This is a genomic window from Parabacteroides sp. AF18-52, from assembly GCF_003479145.1.
In the GTDB taxonomy this organism is placed as follows: Bacteria; Bacteroidota; Bacteroidia; order Bacteroidales; family Tannerellaceae; genus Parabacteroides; species Parabacteroides faecis.
In genome coordinates, this window is record NZ_QUGR01000003.1 from 327,366 (window position 1) to 343,368 (window position 16,003).

At 33.0% G+C, this 16,003-nt stretch carries 14 protein-coding genes; all 14 read left to right on the forward strand.

Going from position 1 to position 16,003, the window contains the following annotated elements:
• Nucleotides 1-678 precede the first annotated feature (678 nt).
• The 14 genes from DWX23_RS08105 to DWX23_RS08170 all read left to right on the forward strand — a co-directional run bounded on the left by DWX23_RS08105 (nucleotide 679) and on the right by DWX23_RS08170 (nucleotide 16,002).
• Nucleotides 679-2,619, forward strand: a complete 1,941-nt coding sequence (locus DWX23_RS08105; RefSeq protein WP_122374103.1) for a nucleoside-diphosphate sugar epimerase/dehydratase — start codon at nucleotides 679-681, stop codon at nucleotides 2,617-2,619.
• A 9-nt stretch (nucleotides 2,620-2,628) separates the two neighbouring features.
• A complete protein-coding gene (locus DWX23_RS08110; RefSeq protein ID WP_122374104.1) occupies nucleotides 2,629-3,945 on the forward strand; it encodes a UDP-glucose/GDP-mannose dehydrogenase family protein in 1,317 nt (438 codons plus the stop codon).
• Complete coding sequence (locus DWX23_RS08115) at nucleotides 3,942-4,886, forward strand: UDP-glucuronic acid decarboxylase family protein (RefSeq protein ID WP_122374105.1); 945 nt, start codon at nucleotides 3,942-3,944, stop codon at nucleotides 4,884-4,886. The genes DWX23_RS08110 and DWX23_RS08115 overlap by 4 nt, the downstream gene beginning before the upstream one ends.
• A gap of 69 nt (nucleotides 4,887-4,955) precedes the next feature.
• A complete protein-coding gene (locus tag DWX23_RS08120; RefSeq protein ID WP_122374106.1) occupies nucleotides 4,956-6,389 on the forward strand; it encodes a lipopolysaccharide biosynthesis protein in 1,434 nt (477 codons plus the stop codon).
• A complete protein-coding gene (locus DWX23_RS08125) occupies nucleotides 6,386-7,303 on the forward strand; it encodes a glycosyltransferase family 8 protein (RefSeq protein ID WP_122374107.1) in 918 nt (305 codons plus the stop codon). The genes DWX23_RS08120 and DWX23_RS08125 overlap by 4 nt, the downstream gene beginning before the upstream one ends.
• Nucleotides 7,303-8,397: a UDP-galactopyranose mutase gene (glf, locus tag DWX23_RS08130; protein WP_122374108.1), complete on the forward strand. Its 1,095-nt coding sequence runs from the start codon at nucleotides 7,303-7,305 to the stop codon at nucleotides 8,395-8,397. The genes DWX23_RS08125 and glf overlap by 1 nt, the downstream gene beginning before the upstream one ends.
• A 3-nt stretch (nucleotides 8,398-8,400) precedes the next feature.
• Entirely contained in the window at nucleotides 8,401-9,231 is an 831-nt protein-coding gene (locus tag DWX23_RS08135) for a DUF4422 domain-containing protein (protein ID WP_158607061.1), read from the forward strand.
• A 33-nt stretch (nucleotides 9,232-9,264) separates the two neighbouring features.
• On the forward strand, nucleotides 9,265-10,425 hold the full coding sequence (locus DWX23_RS08140; RefSeq protein ID WP_122374110.1) for a hypothetical protein: 1,161 nt from the start codon (nucleotides 9,265-9,267) through the stop codon (nucleotides 10,423-10,425).
• Between the two features lie 14 nt (nucleotides 10,426-10,439).
• The gene (locus DWX23_RS08145; RefSeq protein WP_122374111.1) at nucleotides 10,440-11,162 is read left to right on the forward strand and encodes a glycosyltransferase; all 723 of its coding nucleotides are present in this window, start codon (nucleotides 10,440-10,442) and stop codon (nucleotides 11,160-11,162) included.
• 21 nt (nucleotides 11,163-11,183) lie between these two features.
• On the forward strand, nucleotides 11,184-12,206 hold the full coding sequence (locus tag DWX23_RS08150) for a polysaccharide biosynthesis protein (protein WP_122374112.1): 1,023 nt from the start codon (nucleotides 11,184-11,186) through the stop codon (nucleotides 12,204-12,206).
• Nucleotides 12,203-13,060, forward strand: a complete 858-nt coding sequence (locus tag DWX23_RS08155) for an SDR family oxidoreductase (protein WP_122374113.1) — start codon at nucleotides 12,203-12,205, stop codon at nucleotides 13,058-13,060. The genes DWX23_RS08150 and DWX23_RS08155 overlap by 4 nt, the downstream gene beginning before the upstream one ends.
• 12 nt (nucleotides 13,061-13,072) lie before the next feature.
• Entirely contained in the window at nucleotides 13,073-14,128 is a 1,056-nt protein-coding gene (locus tag DWX23_RS08160; RefSeq protein WP_122374114.1) for a hypothetical protein, read from the forward strand.
• A 38-nt stretch (nucleotides 14,129-14,166) separates the two neighbouring features.
• Complete coding sequence (locus DWX23_RS08165; protein ID WP_122374115.1) at nucleotides 14,167-14,763, forward strand: sugar transferase; 597 nt, start codon at nucleotides 14,167-14,169, stop codon at nucleotides 14,761-14,763.
• Between the two features lie 12 nt (nucleotides 14,764-14,775).
• On the forward strand, nucleotides 14,776-16,002 hold the full coding sequence (locus DWX23_RS08170; RefSeq protein ID WP_122374116.1) for an acetyl-CoA carboxylase biotin carboxylase subunit family protein: 1,227 nt from the start codon (nucleotides 14,776-14,778) through the stop codon (nucleotides 16,000-16,002).
• Nucleotide 16,003: the final 1 nt, after the last annotated feature.

Below are 16,003 nucleotides of genomic sequence, written 5' to 3' on the forward strand. Positions count from 1 at the left end.
AAGCTATAATTTTCATTTTCAGTTCTCATTAGAAGATGTGTTTTTCATAAATGATAAATGAATCTAAATTCGAAAAAAATATTAAAGAGCATACAGTTGCAGAATGAGTCGTTTTTACTCTCCGAAAAGACCCTTGAAAATGACCGAAAAACCTGTTTAAAGGCGTATAAAAGGGCTTGTATCTGTAGATTTCGAGCTAAAAAACAGGTTTTTGTATATTTCTGATAACCTGTGTGTTAATAAATCGGATATGCCTTGTAGCGACTTCTCGATAGGGGTGAGAATGACGAATTTAAACGATCGTTTATTCTCGCCATTATTTAGGTTTTTTTAAGTGTTAAATTTAAGCATTAAAAGATTCATTATCCCTTGTCTAACAAGGCATGATGAATTTTTTATTTTGTTTGTTCGGAAATTAATGCATACTTTTGCGGTGACTAAAAAAAACGATCGTTTTTCCTAGTCATTATCGTCGTTACAGCTTTGTGACTGACGACCTTCTGTGTATCAATTATATAACTAGTATTAATGTCCTATCTTTTGATAATCACCACTTCGGTGATTCCAATATTACACCCGTTTTTGAAATTCTCCGGTGTTTGGTAATAGCTTTCAGAGTTATTGCTCTGATATATCTATGCTTTCCGGGAAATTCGTAACCATATTCATACCCTTCTTATGACAATGAACTATCATTATATAAGTTTACAGCATTTTTTTTCTCGTCTGATAAAAATGAGATACATTAATAAGTGGATCATTTTTTGGTTTGACTTGCTCATTTCGTTATCAGTTTCATTGATTGGAGTATTAGGACTTTTTTCCTTTTTGCGTATTCCATACACCCAGGCGGATGTTTTGAAAGGGGCATTTGCTTCTTTAGTAGGAAGTTTGATCGCCTTTTTCACGTTTAAGGTGTATCATGGGGTAATCCGCCATTCCACCTTGCGTGGTTTATGGAGGATTTGGGGAGTTGCTGTATTGAAATCAATTGTCCTGTGTACGTTGCTTTTGGTCTTAAAAGCTTCGTTTACTCCCAAGGTTTATCTGGTCGGATTGTTTATCGATTGTGTCCTGACAATGTTGATGTTAGTCACCTTCCGTATTTTCATTGTGAACATGTATAATATGGTATTGCTGCAGTTCGGTAAAAAGCGAAAACAGGTGTTGGTCTATGGTACCGGTGATGAAAGTGTTATGATCGCTTCGACTGCAACCCGACATGTTTTTGTTCAGGATTATTGTATAACCGGCTTCCTTACCTTCAACAAAGAGAAAAGGAATTTCCGCATCGCCGAATTGCCTGTTTATCAGGTAGCCTCCCGTGAAGACCTATTAAAGTTAGTAAACCGGAACTCTTTGGACGGAATACTTTTCCCTAATCTGAAAACAGTACAGTATGAGAAAGAACGGTTAATCCGTTTCTGTGAACAGATCTCTTTGCATACTCTGGTGGTTCCCGAGATGGAAGAGGTTCATAACGGAACGATAAAACGGTCTATCCGTGACATAAAGATTGAAGACTTGTTGGGACGTGATGAGATCAAGATCAACATGCAGGAGATCGCTTGCTTGTTGGAAAATAAGGTGATACTGGTTACAGGTGCAGCCGGTAGTATCGGTAGTGAAATTTGCCGTCAGCTGGCTCATTTCCCTATTTGTAAATTGATTTGTTTTGATTCTGCCGAAACTCCGATGCATAATTTGCGTTTGGAACTGGAAGATAAGTATCCTAACCTGAGTTTTGTTCCTGTGATAGGAGATGTCCGCTGCGAAGATCGTTTGGACTATGTTTTCCGAAAATGGCATCCGCATATCGTATTCCATGCTGCTGCGTATAAGCATGTGCCGTTGATGGAGGAGAATCCTTGTGAGGCAGTGCGGGTTAATGTTTATGGAACACGGTTGGTTGCAGATGCTGCCGTAAAGTACGGAGTTGAAAAGTTTGTAATGATTAGTACGGATAAAGCAGTGAATCCGACTAATATTATGGGGTGTAGCAAACGGCTGGCTGAAATTTATGTACAGAGCTTGAGTTTGGCTATTATAAAAGGTGAAGTACAGGGGGACACAAAATTTATAACGACCCGTTTCGGTAATGTTTTGGGTAGTAATGGTTCTGTCATACCTCGTTTCCGTGAGCAAATTAATAATGGAGGTCCGGTTACTGTAACTCATCCTGATATAATTCGTTATTTTATGACTATCCCAGAGGCGTGTCGGTTGGTGTTGGAAGCTGGTACGATGGGGAATGGAGGAGAGATATTTGTATTTGACATGGGGCAACCTGTGAAGATTGCAGATTTGGCTCGACGGATGATAGAACTTTCAGGTATGAGAGTCGGGGAGGATATTGAGATAGAGTATACGGGATTGCGCCCTGGCGAGAAATTGTATGAAGAGCTTTTAAGTCATAAGGAAAATACAAAAGAAACTCTCCACGAAAAAATTCGAATTGCTGATGTTAGAGAATATAACTATCAAGATGTGATAAGATGTGTCAATGTTTTGTCTAATCTTTCCCTGAATGTAGAAATAGTTGATATGGTGAGAGGAATGAAAAGCTTTGTTCCTGAGTTTAAGAGTCAGAATTCAGAATTTGAAAAGTTGGATAAGTAGTAGTAATATATGAATATAGCAATTGTTGGTACAGGTTATGTGGGGCTTGTTTCAGGAGCCTGTTTTTCAGAGATGGGAATAGATGTCACTTGTGTAGATATTGATGAAAACAAAATTACGAAGTTATTAAATGGTGAGATGCCTATCTATGAACCAGGTTTGGATGATTTAGTTACACGTAATGTGAAGGCCGACCGTCTTCATTTTACAACAGATTTGACCTCTTGTTTGGATAAGGTGGAAATAGTCTTTAGTGCGGTGGGGACACCTCCGGACGAAGATGGAAGTGCCGATTTAAAATATGTACTGGAAGTAGCCCGTACGGTGGGACGTCATATTAAAAAGCATGTCGTATTAGTGACAAAGAGTACAGTGCCTGTTGGTACAGCCAAAAAAGTTCGGGCAGCTGTACAGGAAGAGTTGGACAAACGTGGGGTTGATATAGAATTTGATGTTGCTTCTAATCCTGAATTTTTGAAAGAGGGGGCAGCTATAAAAGATTTCATGACGCCTGATCGTGTGGTAGTTGGTGTTGAAAGTGAACGGGCAAGGAAAATGATGGAGAAACTATATCGTCCTTTCACACTGAATGGCTATCCCATTCTGATCATGGATGTTCCTTCTGCTGAAATGACGAAATATGCAGCCAATGCTATGTTGGCGACCCGCATCAGCTTTATGAACGATATTGCCAATCTCTGTGAACGTATCGGGGCAAATGTAGATAATGTACGTAAAGGTATGGGGGCAGATTCCCGTATCGGTAGCCGTTTCCTGTATGCTGGTTGTGGGTATGGAGGTTCTTGCTTTCCAAAGGATGTGAAAGCTCTATTGTATACAGGAATAGAAAACGGATACCACATGCGTGTTATAGAAGCTGTAGAATTGGTAAATGAAGAGCAAAAGAATATTGTGTTTGATAAATTGAGTAAGGCTTTTAATGGAGATCTGAAAGGTAAGACTATTGCCTTGTGGGGATTGTCTTTTAAACCTGAAACAGACGATATGCGTGAAGCTCCTGCGTTGGTTGTGATTGATAAGCTTTTGAAAGCAGGTGCTGTGATTAATGTATTTGATCCTATTGCCATGGATGAAACAAAGCGTAGGATAGGGGATGTAGTCACCTATTGTAAGGATATGTATGAAGCGGTGATCGATGCAGATGCTATCGCTTTGATGACGGAGTGGAAACAATTCCGTATGCCCAGTTGGGCTATCATTCGTAAAGCCATGAAGAATTACGTGATTGTGGATGGACGGAATATCTACGATGGTGAAGAATTGAAAGAGTTAGGTTTTACTTATTCGAGAATCGGACAGAAATGAAACGTATATTAGTAACAGGTGGAGCCGGTTTTATCGGTTCCCATCTATGCGAACGCTTGGTGAAAGAAGGCAATGACGTGATTTGCCTGGATAATTATTTTACCGGAAGTAAGGATAATATTCGTCATTTGTTACAGTATGACAACTTTGAGTTGGTTCGTCACGATGTAACTTCTCCTTATTACGCCGAAGTTGATGAAATCTATAACCTGGCTTGTCCTGCATCGCCTCCTCATTATCAATATAATGCCATCAAGACAATGAAAACTTCCATTTACGGAGCTATGAATATGTTGGGATTGGCAAAACGGACTAAAGCGAAGATTCTTCAGGCTTCGACCAGTGAAGTATATGGCGATCCGGCTATTCATCCGCAGATTGAGTCTTATTGGGGAAATGTGAACCCGATTGGTATCCGTAGTTGTTACGATGAAGGCAAACGCGCTGCCGAAACTTTGTTTATGGATTATCATCGTCAGAACGATGTACGGATTAAAATCATCCGTATCTTCAATACGTATGGTCCTCGAATGAATTCGAATGACGGACGTGTCGTTTCCAATTTTATTGTGCAGGCGTTAAAAGGGGAAGATATCACGATCTATGGGAATGGAACTCAAACTAGGAGTTTCCAATATGTGGATGATTTGATTGAAGCTATGATTCGAATGATGGCTACCGGTGATGACTTTATCGGCCCGGTGAACACGGGAAATCCTGGTGAGTTCACAATGTTGGAACTGGCAAAGAAAGTGATTGAGTTGACGAATTCGAAATCAAAGATTGTTTATTGCCCGCTACCGGGTGATGATCCGAAACAACGTAAACCGGATATCGCGTTGGCAAATGAAAGGCTTAATTGGGAACCGAAAATTCGATTGGAGGAAGGATTAATGAAAACGATAATGTATTTTAAGGATAAAGTAAAAGATGTATTTTAATATAGTGCGTATAATTTAATGAGATTTAGTGGTGAAAAGTAAAAAATATTTATAATACTAGGGTATTATATGAGTGAGGTTTTTAAGCATCAAGCCGTTAAAGGTGTGGTGTGGAGTGCAATAGAACGATTTTCTGTTCAAGGGATACAATTTGTGTTAAGTTTGGTGATAGCCCGATTGGTTTCTCCTTCAGATTTTGGCTTAATAGCAATGTTAGGTATATTTATGGCAGTTGCTCAGACATTTGTAGATAGTGGTTTTTCAAATGCATTGATTCAAAAAAAAGATCGAACAGAAGCGGATTTCTCTACGATTTTTTATTTTAATATTTTAGTGGCTGTATTTGTTTATGGAATATTGTATATGAGTGCGCCTTACATTTCTCATTTTTATAATGAACCTTTATTAAAAGATATTTGTAGATGGAGTGGGATAAATATTATATTGAACTCATTAGTGTTAATACAAAGGACACGACTAATAATTTCGTTAGATTTTAGAGGATTGGCTAAAGTATCATTGTTTTCTGTTATAATCAGTGGTTTAATAGGTATTTGGCTGGCATGGTTGGGGTATGGTGTCTGGGCATTGGTTGTTCAAACTTTGTGTACTTCTTTTTTTTATGTGATTTTACTATGGGTATCGGGTAGTTGGATTCCTAAGAGAGTATTCTCTTTACAGTCGTTTAATGAATTATTTTCTTTTGGTTCTAAATTATTATTGGGTGGTTTACTACATACAATATATATGAATTTGTATACATTAGTAATTGGGCGATTCTTTAATTCTATGCAGGTTGGTTATTTTTCTCGTGCACAAACTTTAGCTGTATTTCCTTCAATGAATTTTACAGAAGTAGTTAATCGGGCAATGTATCCCGTATTATGTGAACAACAAGATAGTGAGGAAAAACTGGTTGATATTTTCCTTAAATATCTCCGGATTACAGTTTTTTGTGTATTTCCTCTAATGATTGGTTTAGCGATTTTGTCTGAGCCTTTAATAAAAGTCTTGCTTACAGATAAATGGATACCTTCTGCTCATTTATTGTCGATTTTGTGTATTGCTTATATGTGGTACCCAATTATGGTATTTAACTGGCAATTGTTAAATGTTAAAGGTCGAAGTGATCTTTCTTTAAGAGCTGAGATGATTAAAAAGATTATAGCATTTTTGATATTATTTATTTCTATTATTGGGGGAATAGATGTGATTTGCTGGGGGTTGCTATTATATAGTTTATCTGATATGATAATCATATATTTTTTTATAAAAAAAATATATGTATTTGATTTTAGTAAAGAGATAAGGTTGTTGTTACCTGTTTTATTTTGTTCTTTATTAATGGGAGTCTGTATATTTTTTTGTAATTATTTATTATCAAATCCATTTTTACAATTAATAGCTGGTTTTGTTGTTGGGAGTATTTCTTATTTAGGATTTTGTTTGATTTTTAGACTAAAAGAGATTGATATAATAAGACAAATAATAAAAAGAGCATGATAAATATCGTTTTTTGTATAGATGATAATTTTACTTCCCATTGTGGAGTATTGATGACTTCTATTTGTGAGAATAAAGGTAATGAAAATATACATTTCCATATTCTTATAGATACTATTAAGATGTCCAATGAAAAATTATTGACAAGAATTGCCAAGAAATATAGTCAGTTGATAACCTACTATAAAGTTGATCATCAAAAATTAGAGAACTGTCCGATAAGAAAAGATGACCATGTTAGTATTGCTGCTTATTTTAGGATATTAATACCTCTGATTATTCCGGATTCAGTGGATAAAGTGTTGTATTTAGATTGTGATATAGTAGTATTATCTGATTTAGATGATTTTTGGAATACGGATATAAAGAATAAAGCAGTAGGAGTAGTACCCGATATGTTTAGTCAAGATATTAGAGTCTTTAATCGTTTAGATTATGAGATGCACTTAGGTTATTTTAACTCGGGTGTTCTATTAATGAATTTAGATTACTGGAGAGCGAATAATTTGTCTATCCGAATACTTGATTATATAGATAAAAATCCAGATAAGTTGATATATTGGGATCAAGATGCATTAAATTATGTTTTGAGAAATGAAAAAATGAATATGCCTCTTCGATATAATGTACAAGAGGGGTTTTATTGGCAAGATCCGTTTCTTGCCAAAAAATATTGGCAAGAAATGTTCAAGGCAGCTGAGAATCCTGTTATACTTCATTATACAGGGATAATAAAACCTTGGTATAAAGAATGTAAGCATCCTAAAAGAGATTTATATTTGAAGTACTTGTATTTGAGTCCCTGGCATAATTCCAAAATAAAACATGTTAAATTTAAATTAAGGATAAGATTTTTAGTGAGAGATTTATTGATACTAATGGGTTTTATGTCTAATCGTTCATTGTATAGATAATGGTTACATATGATTATTTGATTGTTGGTGCAGGTTTATATGGTTCGATGTTTGCTTATAAAGCCAGACAAGCAGGAAAAAAAGTTTTAGTGATAGACAAACGTTCTCATATTGGAGGGAATCTATATACGGAAGAGATAGAAGGAATTAATGTCCATAAATATGGGGCACATATTTTCCATACCTCTGATAAGGCTGTATGGGAGTTTGTAAATTCGATTGTTGAGTTTAACCGTTATACAAACTCTCCTATCGCCAACTACAAAGGGAAGTTATATAATTTACCTTTCAATATGAATACATTTTATTCTCTATGGGGGGTCAGGACACCGGAAGAGGCTCAGCTAAAAATTGAAGAACAAATTAAAGAGGCTGATATCACAAATCCGAAAAATCTGGAAGAACAGGCAATTTCTTTAGTAGGAAAAGATATCTACGAAATCTTGATTAAAGGATATACCGAAAAGCAATGGGGCAGAAAAGCAACAGAAGTTCCGGCATTCATCATAAAACGAATCCCTGTCCGGTTTACGTTCGATAATAATTATTTCAACGACAAATACCAGGGAATCCCTGTAGGAGGATATACCAATTTCATCTGGAAATTGCTCGCTGGAGTAGAAATAAAATGCAATGTAGATTACAATAAGGATAGAAATGAATTTTCTGATTGTGCAAACAAAATTATTTATACAGGACCAATTGACGAGTATTTTGATTATTGTTTCGGAAAACTAGAGTACAGAAGTCTGAGATTTGAAGAGGAGTTGCTGGATATCCCCAATTACCAGGGGAATGCTGTCATTAATTATACTGAGGCTGAAATTCCTTATACTAGAATTATTGAACACAAGCATTTTGAATTCGGTACCCAAAAAAGAACTGTTATATCAAAAGAGTATTCTTTCGACTGGAAACATGGGGCGGAACCGTATTATCCTGTAAATGATGAAAAAAATAATCTTTTATATCAAAAATACAAGAAGTTGTCTGAACGGGAGGTGAATATCGTTTTTGGTGGGAGACTGGCAGAATATAAATATTACGATATGAATCAGATAATAGAGAATATATTGTATAAAGAAATAGAGTGAATGATGAGTGAGGGTGAAAAAAATAAAGTTAAGATATTAGTATGTTGTCATAAAGCTGGTGAATGGTTAAATGATGACATATATCTACCAATCCAATGTGGAAAAGCAATCAGTGATTTAGATTTAGGTATTCAAGGTGATGATACAGGTGATAATATAAGTGTAAAGAATAAGAATTATTGTGAATTGACAGCAATTTATTGGGCTTGGAAAAACTTGAGAGATGTGGATTATGTGGGGCTAGTTCATTATAGGAGGTACTTTATGTTAAAAGGACATATTTGTTATCCACGTGAAGTATTTTATGTAAATGACATATCTTTTATATCTGATTTTTTATTAGAAAAAAATGAATTAATAAAATTATTGAAGAAATCAGATGTAATACTACCTATAAAAAAAACTCTCTCGTTGAGTTTAAAAAGAAATTATTGTTCAAATCATATTTCAGAAGATTTTTCAATATTACGAGATGTTTTGAAAGAAAAATCACCAGAATATTTATCTTCTTTTGATCAAGTTATGAATAAAAGAAACAGTGCTTCATTTTATAATATGTTTATTTTTCCATTTAGTATTTTTGATGATTATTGTACATGGTTGTTTAATTTGTTATTTGAGGTAGAAAGAAGGATTAGTATATCATTTTATCCTTATCAAGCTCGTGTTTTAGGCTTTATGGGAGAAAGATTATTGAATGTGTATTGTTTTCATCATAATTTAAGAATTACTTATAAACCAATTTTGTTTATCGGCTCATCTGATCCTTATGGTTATTTTATGTATTTAATGAATAGATTGAGAAATAATATATCTTTTCTTATATCATCATGAAATAAGAATATTATATATATTGTTAGATTATTTATGAATAAATTATTGGACCATATTTTTTATTTTGTTTTGTCGAGCTATATTTTTATAATAATGCTGGACCCAACGAATGATTTATTTGGATTAAAAAATTTGCTTTTTGTGTTTGTATTACTATTGACATTTGTAAAACGTAATTTTGTTTTTGATAAAATTTCATTAGTATTTATTTTATTCAATATAGTGTTGTTCTTTTATTCGATTCTATGTGCTTTTTTGAATAATACTTATTATGATGAATCATTCCAAATATCTATTTTAAAATTAACTTTATTTTCTTTTATTATATATGCAATTACATCTATTGATCGGGATAAATTATTAGAAATGAATTATAAAATAGGTTTATTCTTGTCTATTATTATTATTTGTGTCTTTATTTATTGTGTTTCTTCAACAGAAAATTTTGTTATGATATATGATTATATGATGGAATTTCAACGTAATCCAACTATATTGATTTCAAAAAGATCATATTATGGATTTGAATTTCTTTCCTTTTTTTACAGAAGTGCTCCGTTTGTTTTATTCGCTTTAGTTTATAAAGGTCGAAGAATATTTTCTTTTGTTGATTTTGTGTCGTTTGTTTTGATATTTTTTTCACTTTTGATTAGTGGATCTAGAGTTCCAATGCTTTCTTGTTTGTTGATATTATTATATTCATTCATTTTTGTACGAAAAATGAATTTTAAATTAAAGATATTTTTATTCATAATTGTTCTTTTGTTATTTGTATCTCTTGTTGTTCTACTTCTTTTAGAAAGAGATAGTGGTAGTTTGGTTAAATATTCTTTATTTGATAGCTATGTTGATAACTTATTTGAAAGCTTCTCTTCTTTCATGGGAGAGGGAGTAGGGAGTGTCTTTTATGATGTTTCAAGAAAAATAATGATAACGCATAGTGAATTAAGTTTTTTTGATTCGTTGAGATTTTTCGGTTTCTTTTTGGGGGGACTATTTAATATTGTGGTTTTTTTACCTTCAACTCTATTTTTCATAAGTGATTCAAAAGATGTAAAAGATTTTGGATTAGCTTATTTTTTATATATGGTTATTGCTTCTACAAATCCATTCCTTTTTTGTTCAACTGGATGGTATGTTTTTGCTCTTGGATTTATGTTTTTATGCTATAATTCGTTTATGATAAAAAGTTAATACATTTATTTATTATGAAATGCAGTATTTGTTTAGCTACATATAATGGTGAAAAATATATACAAGAGTTGTTAAATTCTATTCTTTGTCAAATAGATATAAATGATGAGATCATAGTTTCTGATGATTATTCGACAGATAACACATTAACAATAATACGTTCTTTTAATGATTCTCGTATCAAAATTTTTATGAATCAAAGGAAAAGAGGTGTTGTTAATAATTTTGGAAATGCTTTAAAGCATGCTTCTGGTGATTATATATTTTTATGTGATCAAGATGATGTTTGGTTTTCAAATAAAAAAAATATTTGTATTAGCTATTTAGATGATGCTGATTTAATTGTTACTGACTGTTCTGTTACAGATAAAGATTTAAATATTATATATCCATCTTTGTTTGAGATAGGAAATCCGGGATCAGGTTTTTGGAAAAATTGGTATAAAAATACCTATGTAGGGGCAAATATTTGTTTTAGAAGAAATTTGTTAGATATAGTGTTACCTATACCATCTATTCTTCCAGTTTATCATGAAGGATGGATTGCTTCATTAGCAGATATAGTTGGAGTAGTAAAATTTGTACCAATCACTTGTTTATATTATAGACGGCATGATAATAATACATCTTGTACTTTATCTGGAAAAGGATTACCAATAATGCGGAAAATTTATAATAGAGTACTATTATTATTATTAGTGATGTGTCGATTATTAAGATATTATATTCATCGGTAATTTAAATTTATTATATAAGATATGTCTATATTTAAAGATAAAGTCCTTTTAATTACTGGAGGCACAGGTTCTTTTGGTAATATGGTTTTAAAACGTTTTCTAGATTCGGATATTAAGGAAATACGTGTTTTTAGTCGAGATGAAAAAAAACAAGATGATATGCGGCATTTGCTTCAAAATCCAAAAGTGAAGTTTTATATAGGAAATGTCAGGGATCGTTCTTCTGTGGATAATGCTATGGTTGGTGTAGATTATGTGTTTTCTGCAGCAGCATTAAAGCAGGTCCCTTCTTGTGAATTTTTTCCTATGCAGGCCGTAATGACGAATGTGATGGGGACTAATAATGTAATAGAGTCTGCAATACTGCATAGAGTAAAAAATGTAGTAGTGTTATCTACAGATAAAGCTGCCTATCCTATAAATGCGATGGGAGTCAGTAAAGCAATGATGGAGAAAGTCGCAATAGCGAGAGGACGTTCATTAGGAGCCAATGCGGAAACAACAATTTGTTGTACCCGATATGGGAATGTAATGGCGAGTCGTGGTTCGGTTATTCCACTTTGGATAGAACAAATCGAACGGCATTTACCTCTTACTATTACAGATCCTAATATGACTCGATTTATGATGACATTAGACGATGCGGTGGATTTGGTTATTTATGCTTTTGAACATGGGAGTAATGGAGATCTATTCGTCCAAAAAGCGCCTGCGGCCACATTGGTAATTTTAGCATCAGCACTAAAAGAGTTATTTCATTCGGATTCTGAGATTCGGATTATAGGAACAAGACATGGTGAAAAAATATATGAAACGTTAGTTACTCGTGAGGAAATCGTTCGGGCAGAAGATATGGGGAAATATTTTAGAGTTCCGTGTGATGCAAGAGATTTGAACTATGATCGATTAGAGTCAGGGAACGAAAAGATTACCCCTACTGATGATTATCATTCTCACAATACAAGGCGTTTAGATATAGAGGAAATGAAAGCATTATTGTTAAAGGTTGATTATGTAAGAGAAAAATTAGGGTTAAGTCTATGAGAGTCTTAATTTTGGGAGCTACCGGTATGGCCGGTCATTTAATCACACTCTACTTTAAGGAGAGGGGATATGATACGGTAGCCTTTGCTACAAGGAAAATTTCTTTTTGTGAATGTATAGTAGGAGATGCTTTTGAACTTGATAAGTTGCAAAATATTCTTATTGAGGGAAAATATGACGTGGTAATTAATTGTATAGGTCTACTTAATCAAACTGCAGAAGATAATCCTGATAAAGCAATTTTTTTAAATAGTTATTTGCCTCATATCCTTGAAAGTTGGTTAAAAGATAAGTCAACAAAACTCATTCATATGAGTACAGATTGTGTATTTGCTGGAAATACAGGTCCTTATACAGAAAAAAGTTTTCCAGATGGAAAAACAATGTATGATCGTTCCAAAGCTTTAGGTGAAATTAATAATAATAAAGATTTGACCTTTAGAAATTCAATAATTGGTCCTGATATGAAGTGTAATGGTATTGGACTCTTTAATTGGTTTATGAAGCAAACATCGTCTATTTATGGTTTCACTGGTGCTATTTGGACAGGGGTAACTACTCTTACATTAGCGAAAGCTATTGAAAAAGCTATTGATGAAAACTTAACAGGAATATATAATTTAGTGAATAATGAAACTATCTCTAAGTATGATTTATTAAATCTTTTTAATCGTTATTGCAAAAAGTACCCTATAGAAATCTTGAAGAATAATGATTTTAACTTAGATAAAACTTTAATTAATACCCGTAATGATTTTTCTTTTCAAGTTCCTTCTTATAAAGATATGATTGTAGAGATGAATGATTGGATTGATGAACATAGTGATTATTATCCTACATATTATTATCAGTAGTATTTATAAATAATGGAAGAGTATTATAATTCAAATATTTTGCTATTCATACCTGGAGGAGTTAACTCTTTATATGGAAAAGCTATATATAATTGTCTTGTAAGTAAAGGATGTAATGTTTCTGTTTATCCGGAACGACCAAGTACTAAAACTGTAGACAAAATAGTATTACGTCTTGTGAAAAGAAGATTACCTTCTTATTTCTGTTCCTATATAAAATATGTGATTCAATTAGAACGGAAGTATTTTGATTTTATTTTTGTTATACGAGGTGAAGGATTTAGTCCTGTAGCTGTTGATATGTTGCGAGATGCCTACCCTATGGCTAAATTAATTTTATATACTTGGGATGTCTTTGCTACTAATGATCTTTCTTGGATTGTTAAATGTTTTGATAGAACTATATCTTTTGATATAGGAGATGCAAAAAAATATAAAATGGTTTTTCGTCCTTCATTTTTTTTACCAGAGCATCTTTCTCTTTCAAAGATAGAACCGACTAAGTATGACTTATTCATTGTTGGGACTATATCTAGTGATCGGTATTACTGGATGAAAAAGATGGAAAGATATCTTCAGAATAAAGGAATGAATTATTTTTTTTATTATTATATTCCATCATATCCATCTTTAATACAAGCAAAAATAAAGGGAAACATTCCTTTGTTATGTAATAAAAAAGAATTCCATTTTACACCATTATCTATTGAAGATCAGTCACATTATATTGCCCAATCTAAATGCTTTTTTGATGTACAACATAAATTACAAACAACAAGTTTGAATAGACGTCCATTTGAAGCTCTAGCAACACGAACAAAATTAGTGACGAATTCAAATTGTGTATGTGATTACAATTTTTATAGAAAAACTAATATATGTGTAGTCTCAGACGATATTGATATTCCAGAAAATTTTATGACTTCCCCTTTTGAAGATGTACCAGATTCGATAAAAGGTCTTTATACAGTAGATACTTGGCTCAATGATATTTGGAGATTGGATTTGGAAGAGTCTTATTTAAAATTTTTTAATTCTAAAAGTACAACTGATGAAACATTTCATTGATAGTATATGGTTGAATTTGAGCGTGAAAATTATTTTTTATGTATAAATGTTTTTGGAAATTGATAATTGATTTTATTTTATCTCTATTAATCTTGGCTATACTTTTTCCAATATTATTAGTTGTGATTATGTGTTTGTATTTCTCAGACAAAGATGCAGGTATATTTTTCTATCAAGAGCGTCCGGGAAAAGATGGCAAGATATTTAAAGTTATAAAATTTAAAACTATGACTGATGAGCGAGATATTGAGGGCAATTTATTGCCTAATGAACAACGGGTTACATCTATTGGTCGTTTTATTCGTTCTACCTCAATTGACGAACTACCACAACTATTTAATGTTTTAAAAGGAGATATGTCTTTAATCGGTCCAAGACCATTGCTTCCACGTTATTTGGAATTGTATAATTCAGAGCAAGCACGTCGGCATGATGTGCGTCCGGGAATTACAGGTTGGGCACAAGTAAATGGACGCAATGCTATTAGTTGGACACGAAAATTTGAGTTGGATGTGTGGTATGTGGATCATTGCTCATTTTTGTTGGATGTCAAAATTATTTTGTTGACAATAAAGAATGTTTTACAACGAAAAAATGTTGTGATTTCTACAGGAGGTTTTGATGGAACAAATTAGAAACTTGATATAATGAAAAAAATCATGGTTTTGGCTGGAGGCAATGACCAGATAGCTTTAATAAATGAATTGAGAAGATATTTCGATAATGATGTATATATTATTTTGGTCGATATGTCTTCTGATGTAAAAGCAATACCGTTTGCTGATAAATTTTTGCAAATTAGCACAATGGATAGAGAAGCTGTTCTCAAAGCAGCAAAAGAAGAAAGAATAGACTATATTCTTACTGCCTGTGGTGATCAACCTTTATCTACAATGGCGTATGTTTCTGCTCAAATGGGGTTACCTTGCTATTTAACGGAGGAAAGTGTTCGAAATTTAACAAATAAACTTTATATGAAACGGATGATGGTAGATAATGGTATACCTACTTCAAAGTTTGTTTCAATAAATAAGGATTGGAAATACTCGGATATTGAAAATTTGACTTTTCCATTGGTAGTGAAACCTGTAGATAGTAATGGATCGAAAGGGGTTAAAAAGGTAGAAAATAAAGAAGAATTTGAGATATATTTAAAAGAAGCATTTAGGTTTTCACTTTCTGGAGACGTGATTGTTGAAGAGTTTAATGAAGGAGGAGAAGTGTCTGTTGATGTATATGTAGAAGGGAATACGGCAAAAGTACTTTCTACTATTTCTCTCAATAAGATAAAGCAAAATAAAAAATCATTTACAATAGTACAAAGTTGTTATCCACCAGAGTTTGATTGTAATACCGAAGAGATTATTGCTATCGCTCAGAAGATTGCAGATGTCTTCAAATTGCATGATACCCCTTTGTTGATTCAGGCTATTCAAACTAACGATGGAATTAAAGTTATAGAGTTTAGTGCAAGAATGGGAGGTGGATCCAAGTTTCGTTCAATTGAAACATTTACGGGGGTTAACATTATGAATGTTTATGTGGATATGGTTATGGGGAATAAACCCCATGTTGAACCTCTTCCTTTAGTAAAAAATGCGAGTATGTGTTTTGTATATTGTAATCGTGGAACATTTGTTTCCTTATATGGCTTTGATAGGCTTGTAAAGGAAGGTATTATAAAATATTATTACACATATAAAAAGCCGGAAACCTTTATTGAAAAGGCGGAAATAAGTAGTGATAGAGTGGCTGGTTTTATGATTATTGGCAATAGTGTTGAGGAAGTGAAAAGGAAGATTGCTTATGCTAATTTGGTTTTGAAAGTATTGGATAAAGATGGTAATGATATAATGAGACACGATTTATATTGAT

Coding starts and splice junctions, on each gene's coding strand:
- DWX23_RS08105 (WP_122374103.1), top strand. CDS start 679: ATGACAATGAACTATCATTATATAAGTTTACAGCATTTTTTTTCTCGT.
- DWX23_RS08110 (WP_122374104.1), top strand. CDS start 2,629: ATGAATATAGCAATTGTTGGTACAGGTTATGTGGGGCTTGTTTCAGGA.
- DWX23_RS08115 (WP_122374105.1), top strand. CDS start 3,942: ATGAAACGTATATTAGTAACAGGTGGAGCCGGTTTTATCGGTTCCCAT.
- DWX23_RS08120 (WP_122374106.1), top strand. CDS start 4,956: ATGAGTGAGGTTTTTAAGCATCAAGCCGTTAAAGGTGTGGTGTGGAGT.
- DWX23_RS08125 (WP_122374107.1), top strand. CDS start 6,386: ATGATAAATATCGTTTTTTGTATAGATGATAATTTTACTTCCCATTGT.
- glf (WP_122374108.1), top strand. CDS start 7,303: ATGGTTACATATGATTATTTGATTGTTGGTGCAGGTTTATATGGTTCG.
- DWX23_RS08135 (WP_158607061.1), top strand. CDS start 8,401: ATGAGTGAGGGTGAAAAAAATAAAGTTAAGATATTAGTATGTTGTCAT.
- DWX23_RS08140 (WP_122374110.1), top strand. CDS start 9,265: ATGAATAAATTATTGGACCATATTTTTTATTTTGTTTTGTCGAGCTAT.
- DWX23_RS08145 (WP_122374111.1), top strand. CDS start 10,440: ATGAAATGCAGTATTTGTTTAGCTACATATAATGGTGAAAAATATATA.
- DWX23_RS08150 (WP_122374112.1), top strand. CDS start 11,184: ATGTCTATATTTAAAGATAAAGTCCTTTTAATTACTGGAGGCACAGGT.
- DWX23_RS08155 (WP_122374113.1), top strand. CDS start 12,203: ATGAGAGTCTTAATTTTGGGAGCTACCGGTATGGCCGGTCATTTAATC.
- DWX23_RS08160 (WP_122374114.1), top strand. CDS start 13,073: ATGGAAGAGTATTATAATTCAAATATTTTGCTATTCATACCTGGAGGA.
- DWX23_RS08165 (WP_122374115.1), top strand. CDS start 14,167: ATGTATAAATGTTTTTGGAAATTGATAATTGATTTTATTTTATCTCTA.
- DWX23_RS08170 (WP_122374116.1), top strand. CDS start 14,776: ATGAAAAAAATCATGGTTTTGGCTGGAGGCAATGACCAGATAGCTTTA.